General features: G+C 64.7%; 4 protein-coding genes. All 4 read right to left on the reverse strand.

The features are described 5' to 3' along the window. Positions 1–180: 180 nt before the first annotated feature. The gene (locus EN780_RS25775) at positions 181–1500 is read right to left on the reverse strand and encodes an HlyD family type I secretion periplasmic adaptor subunit (protein ID WP_128275698.1); all 1320 of its coding nucleotides are present in this window, start codon (positions 1498–1500) and stop codon (positions 181–183) included. A 2-nt stretch (positions 1501–1502) separates the two neighbouring features. Beyond that, on the reverse strand, positions 1503–3284 hold the full coding sequence (locus EN780_RS25780) for a type I secretion system permease/ATPase (RefSeq protein WP_128275699.1): 1782 nt from the start codon (positions 3282–3284) through the stop codon (positions 1503–1505). Between the two features lie 13 nt (positions 3285–3297). Beyond that, positions 3298–4722, reverse strand: a complete 1425-nt coding sequence (locus EN780_RS25785; RefSeq protein ID WP_128275700.1) for a family 16 glycosylhydrolase — start codon at positions 4720–4722, stop codon at positions 3298–3300. A 308-nt stretch (positions 4723–5030) separates the two neighbouring features. Further along, a partial coding sequence (locus EN780_RS25790) for a YncE family protein (protein WP_133372714.1) occupies positions 5031–5920 on the reverse strand: 890 nt, incomplete at its 5' end.

The raw sequence follows: 5920 nt of genomic DNA on the forward strand, positions 1-5920 counted from the left end.
GACGGGTGCCCACCCAATGACCCCAGCGTCAAGCGACAGGTCATTTGTAGCCGATATGGACCGCCGCCAAATCGCCCGCTTGAGCTAGCGCGGATAGACAATTCGGGTCAGCGGGCCTCAGCGCGGTAAAAGGAGGGGGCCGCAATGCCCCGGTGCGGGCAAGATCTGCGGCCGGCAAACCTACCGCTCCGTGAAAGCACGCGCGAAGGAATCGAGCATTGGCCGGGCGAGATACTCGAAGAAGGTCCGGTCGCCGGTGTTGATGAACGCCTCGACCGGCGTTCCCGGATAAAGCTGTTCCGCTTTCACCCCGGGCGGCAGCTGGTCGGCAATCTTCAGCCTGGCGCGGAAATAGGGCTCGTGCGTCGCCTGGTCGATCAGCCGATCGGCGGAAATCTGCGTCACGGTGGCCGAGACCTCCGGCGTCAGCCGCGTGTTCAAGGCCGCCAACCGGAGCTTCGCCGGCTGACCGACACGCACCTCGTCGATGTCCTTCGGCCGCAGCTTGGCATCGACGATGAGACCCGACGCGGTGGGCAGGATCTCCATGATCTTTTCGCCGGGGGCGATCACGCTGCCCGTGGAATTATAGGTCGACGACACCACGATGCCCGCCGCCGGCGCCTTGATCGTCGTGCGCTGAAGCACCGCCTCGGCGGCGCGCATCTGTTCCTCGATGTCGGCCAGATTGGTGCGAACCTCGTCCAGCTTGGTAAGGGCCTCCTCGACGCGCTGCGTGGTCGCCCGCTCGATCTGCTGCTCGGCTTCGACGATCTGCGTGTTGGCCGCGGCGAGATTGGCTTCCAGCGCTCCGGCCTGGCCGACGAGATCGGCCTGCGAGCGCAGAAGCTGCGAATATTCGGTGCGATTGGTGAGGCCCTGGTCCAGCAGGCTGGTCTTGATGCCAAGCTCCTTCTTCACCACCTCGGCCTGTTGTTGAACGGCCTGCTTTTGGGCGTTCAAGCCAATGACGGACTGGCGATGCATGGCGACACGCTGGGCGAGGATCGCTTGTTCCGAGCGGAAGCGGGCGAGCCTGGCGGCGAATTCCTTCCGCTGTTCCCGCACCAGATTTTGGAAGTCCTGCTGGAAAGGCACCGGCGCGGCGCCGATGATCGGCGCCAGCCCGTCCAGTCCGTCGCGCTCGGCCTCCAGCCGTGCAGCACTCGCCCTGAGCGCGATCGACTGTCTCGTCAGCCGGTTGAGGTCGGCCTGCGCTGCCGTTCGATCAAGCAGGATCAGCGGCTCACCCTGCTCAACGCGGTCGCCTTCGTGGACCAGCAACTGATTGATGATGCCGCCCTCGGAATGCTGGATGAGGATGTTGCCGCCGGTCGCCGCGATCGTGCCCTGCGTGATCACCGCGCCGGCGAGCGGCGCGCTCACGGCCCAATAGCCGAAGCAGCCGGCCAGCAGCGCTGTCGCCGCGTAGCCGGTCAAGGCCACGCGCCGGAAGTCGGTGCGGGGCTGCCCTTCGAGGATGAGGTTCCCGACGGCCATGGCTAGGACCCGAAGCGGATGCTGTGCGGACGGATCGTCGGCGCGAAGGATCCGGTCACCACCGTGTTCGGCTGTGCGGCCGGGCCCTTGCCGGTCACCGGCTGCCGCAGCACCTCGCCGCTCGGACCAAAAGCTTCGATCACGCCGCCGCGCAAAAGCATCACGCGGTCGCAGGCCGCGGCGATCGAAGGACGATGCGTGATCACGATCGTCGTCACGCCGGCTGCCCGCGCTGCGGCAAGCGCCGCCTCGAGCGCCATCTCGCCGCCGCCGTCGAGATGGGTGCTGGGCTCGTCCAGCACGAGGATGCGCGGATTGCCGTAGAAGGCGCGCGCCAGGCCGATCCGCTGGCGCTCGCCGCCCGACAGCGTCCTGTCCGATGGACCGACCACGGTCTGGTAGCCGTCGCGCAGCGCCAGGATCAGCTCATGCGCCCCGGCGCGCCCTGCCGCCGCGATGATCGCCGGGTCGGCCGCTTCAGGGTCGAAGCGGGCGACATTGTCTCCGATCGATCCGGGAAAGAGCTCCACCTCTTGCGCCAGATAGCCGATGTGCCGGCCGAGCTGGTTTTCGTCCCAGGTCCTGAGGTCGGCGCCGTCGATCCGCACCGAGCCGCCGGTCGGCTGGGCGGCACCGACAAGCAATCGCGCCAGCGTGGATTTGCCGGCGCCGCTCGGGCCGACGATGGCCACCGCTTCGCCGGCGCCGATCTGGAAGTTCAGCCGCTTGAGGATGGGCTCCGCGCCCAGCGGGGTATTCGGCGCGATGAAGAAAATATCCTGCGCGGAGATCGCGCCGGAGGGATCGGGCAGGGTGAGCTTGCGCGCTTTCGCCGGATGCGCCGCAAGCGCTGTCGCCAGCCGCTTCCACGCCCGCCTGGCGTCGACGATCTGCCGCCAGGATCCGATCAACTGGTCGAGCGGCTGCAGCGCGCGCGACGACACCAGCGAGGAGGCGAAGATCATGCCGGCCGTCATCTGTCCCTGCAGCACCAGCCAGGCGCCGGCGCCGAGGATCGCCAGTTGCAGCACCATGCGCAGCGCCCGCGACGCGCCGCTGAAAATCGCGTTGGCGCTCGAGGAGCGGTCATGCAGGACGAGCGCTTCCCCGACGTGCCGTCCCCAGACCCGGGCGGCGTTCTCGATCATGCCCATGGCGCGCAGCGTTTCGGCATTGCGCTCGAAGGCCTGCTCGGCCCGGCTGGCGAGCGCCGAGCGCTCGGCGGACAAGGCATCGTTCCTGCCGATCGCAAGCTGGTTCGCCACCACCAGGAGAAGCAAAAGCACGGCCCCGGCAAGCGTCAGCCAGAACAGCACCGGATGGATGAGATAGAGCAGAGCGAGGAAGGCGGGCGCGAAGGGAAGGTCGAACAGCACCGCCACGCCGCGCGACCTGATGAAGGCGCAGACCGAGGCAAGATCGCGCAGCGGCGACAGGCCGCCTGCATATCTGGCGCCCAGCGAGGCGGCGAATGTGCTTGCGCCCAGCTTCCGGTCGACGGCGGCTGCAATGCGCTGCGAGTAGATGGCGCGGACGGCGTCCAGGAAGCCGAGGAAGGCGAGCGCGAGAACGGCGATCACCGACAGGTAGGCAAGCGTCTCGACGCTGGAGGAGGGCAGTACGCGGTCATAGACCTGCAGCAAATAGAGCGGGATGACCAACAGCAGGATGTTGATCAGCAGCGAGAACAGGCCGACATCGGCGACGGCGCGCACGAACACCGCACGAAGGCTCGAGCTTGCGGTCGCTCCTGCATCGTGCGATCGCTCACGATCCCGGGACATGGCGCCGGTCCGCCTAGACAGTGTGTTCGCCTGTCGTGCTCAGGTGGCTCTGCTGCAAATCGTCCAGCGTGTAGGCGCGGATATAGTCGATCTTCATTTCGGCCGGCGTGGCGAGATGGTCCGGCGGTGCGCCGGCCTGACCGCCGATCGCGAGATCGACCAGCATATACATCGGCTTGTTCATGTCGGACGGCGTCGCCACCTCCGCCACCTGCACGCCGTCATAGGTCCACACCAGCTTGTCTGGCGTCCACAACAGGCCGTAGGTGTGGAAGCCGTCGGTGTCGGACACATTCACCGTCGACCCGACCTTGGTGTGGGTCCCCGTCTGATTTGTGTGCGCGGTCATCAGCAGCGCGTTCGGGCTCTGGCCGTACATTTCCACCACGTCCAGCTCCGGCGGCCACGAGCCGTCTTCCGGAAGCAGCCAGAAGGCCGGCCAGGCGCCGGTGTTTTCCGGCAGGTCGGCCCGCATTTCGAAATAGCCATAGGTCTGCGAGAAGGTGTCGTGCGTCGTCAGGATGCCGGAGGTGTATTCATAGTTGTTGATCAGCGGCTTGATGTCGGCCGGCGCCTGTGCGGCGGTGATCGTCAGCACGCCGTTGTTGATGCTGAACGGATGGACCGAGCTCGTCGGGGCGTAGTCGGCGTCGATATACCATTGCAGCTCGTTGTTCTGGGTGAGCGTGCTGCCGTTCGGCTGCCCCCACCAGAAATTGGTATCCCAGGTGCCGCCTTGGCTATTGTGAAGGCTGAGCGTGTTGAAATTGTCGGAGAAGGACAACGTCATGCCGGACTTGTCGATCGGCAGATCGAACTGGCCGGCCGACAGCTTGTCGACGGTGGTGTTGTTGAACACCAGCACCTCATCCGATCCAAGGTTGAGCAGGAGGTTCGGCCCCGACTGGATCATGTGCGCCTTGACGTCGTCGAACGACATGAAGTCGTAGCCGTTGAGGCGGACGGTGTCGTCGGCGCCGAAATCGGTGATCAGGTCGCTGCCATTGCCCTTGGTGATGATGAACGTGTCGGCGCCGCCGCCGCCGATCAGGACATCGTTGCCCTTGCCGCCGTCAAACGTCTGGCTGCTTGTGCCGCCCTTGATGATGTTGTCGAGCGCATTTCCGAACGCATATTTGTTGGCGCCGGTGACGACCAGGTTCTCGAAATTGTCGGGGAGCTTGTAGCTCATCCAGGTGTCGATCGTGTCGATGCCCTGTCCAGGCAGCTCGACGGCCCGGTTGATCGTCGAATAGAGGTGGTAATAGTCGTCGCCAGCGCCGCCATACATGGTGACGTTGACGCTGGTGTCGCCCCAGAACGAATCGTTGCCGGACGTGCCGCGCAGCTCCGGTCCGGCTCCGGTTGCGGAGTACCAATGGGTGGAAGCGCCGGTGTAGGGAAGGGGAATGCCTTTGGCGTTGACGACACTGGTCATCGGACGATCCTTCCTCGGAATGCCGGCCTGTTCGAGCCGCTCGATGGGAGTTCAAGCGACCGCTTACGGACCAACGTTGTAGTTCAAATTATCGTTCCAAGGAATGACCATATAGTACAGGGAAAATTGACATTTCCGCCGATTAAATCTTTCTGTCGAAGAGAATGAGGAATCGCTAATACAATTAAAGCGTGAAGCCGGGGCAATTTTACTCAATATTTCCGGAATTCTGCCGAATCATTAGGCAGATCGCTGCGGAAGAATGCATTTGTCTTGACGCGGTCACCGCTCCTCAAAAGGGCAATGGCCTACCGCATGTTCCCCGTGTGCCCTTGCGAGTACCGTCCTGGCTGCGGCCACACCGTCAGGCCGTGGGGCTCCGCTCCGACCGGGATCCTGGTGACCGCGCCGGACGTGGTGTCGAACATGTAAACCTCGCTGTCGAAGCGGCCGGACAGCCATAGCTGCCTGCCGTCGGCGCTGACATTGCCCATGTCGGGGCTGCCGCCGCCCGGAACGGGCCATTGTGCGACGACCGAGCGGGTCGCGAAGTCGATCACCGTCACGCTGCCGGGACCCTTGGCACGGCCTTGCTCCATCTTGTGCGAGCCGCGATTCGAGACGTAAAGCCGCTTGCCGTCGCGGCTGACGACAAAGCCATGCGTGCCGATGCCGGTGGCGATGAAGCCGATTTCCTTGAAGCTGTCGCCGTCGACCAGGAAGACGCCGTCATTCATCATGTCGGCGACATAGAAGACCTTGCCGTCGGGCGAGAGCCTTATGTCCTGCGGCATGCCCATCCTGGAGAGGTCGAGCCGGCCAAGCACCTTCTGGTTCTTCAGGTCGACCTTGAGCAGCCCGCCATTGCCGTATTCGCAGGTGAATATGGCGTAGGAGCCGTCGACCGAGAAATCGGCGTGATTGATGCCGGCGCAGTCGGGCGTGGCGATGACCGACTTCAGCGCCATGCTCTGCGGGTCGCGCAGGTCGAGCTGCCGCAAGGCCTCGTCGACGATGATGGCCGAACTGCCGTCGGGCATGAAGTACATGTTGTAGGGATCGTCGACGGGGATCTGCTGGCCGGGCTTGCCGGTCTTCGGGTCGACCGGCGTCAGGCTGCCGTTCTTGCCGGTGCCGTTGTTGGCCACCCACAGCGTCGTCAGATCCCAGGACGGGACGACATGCTGCGGCTTGCTGC

This window comes from Mesorhizobium sp. M4B.F.Ca.ET.089.01.1.1 (assembly GCF_004022605.1).
GTDB classification, from domain to species: domain Bacteria; phylum Pseudomonadota; class Alphaproteobacteria; order Rhizobiales; family Rhizobiaceae; genus Mesorhizobium; species Mesorhizobium abyssinicae.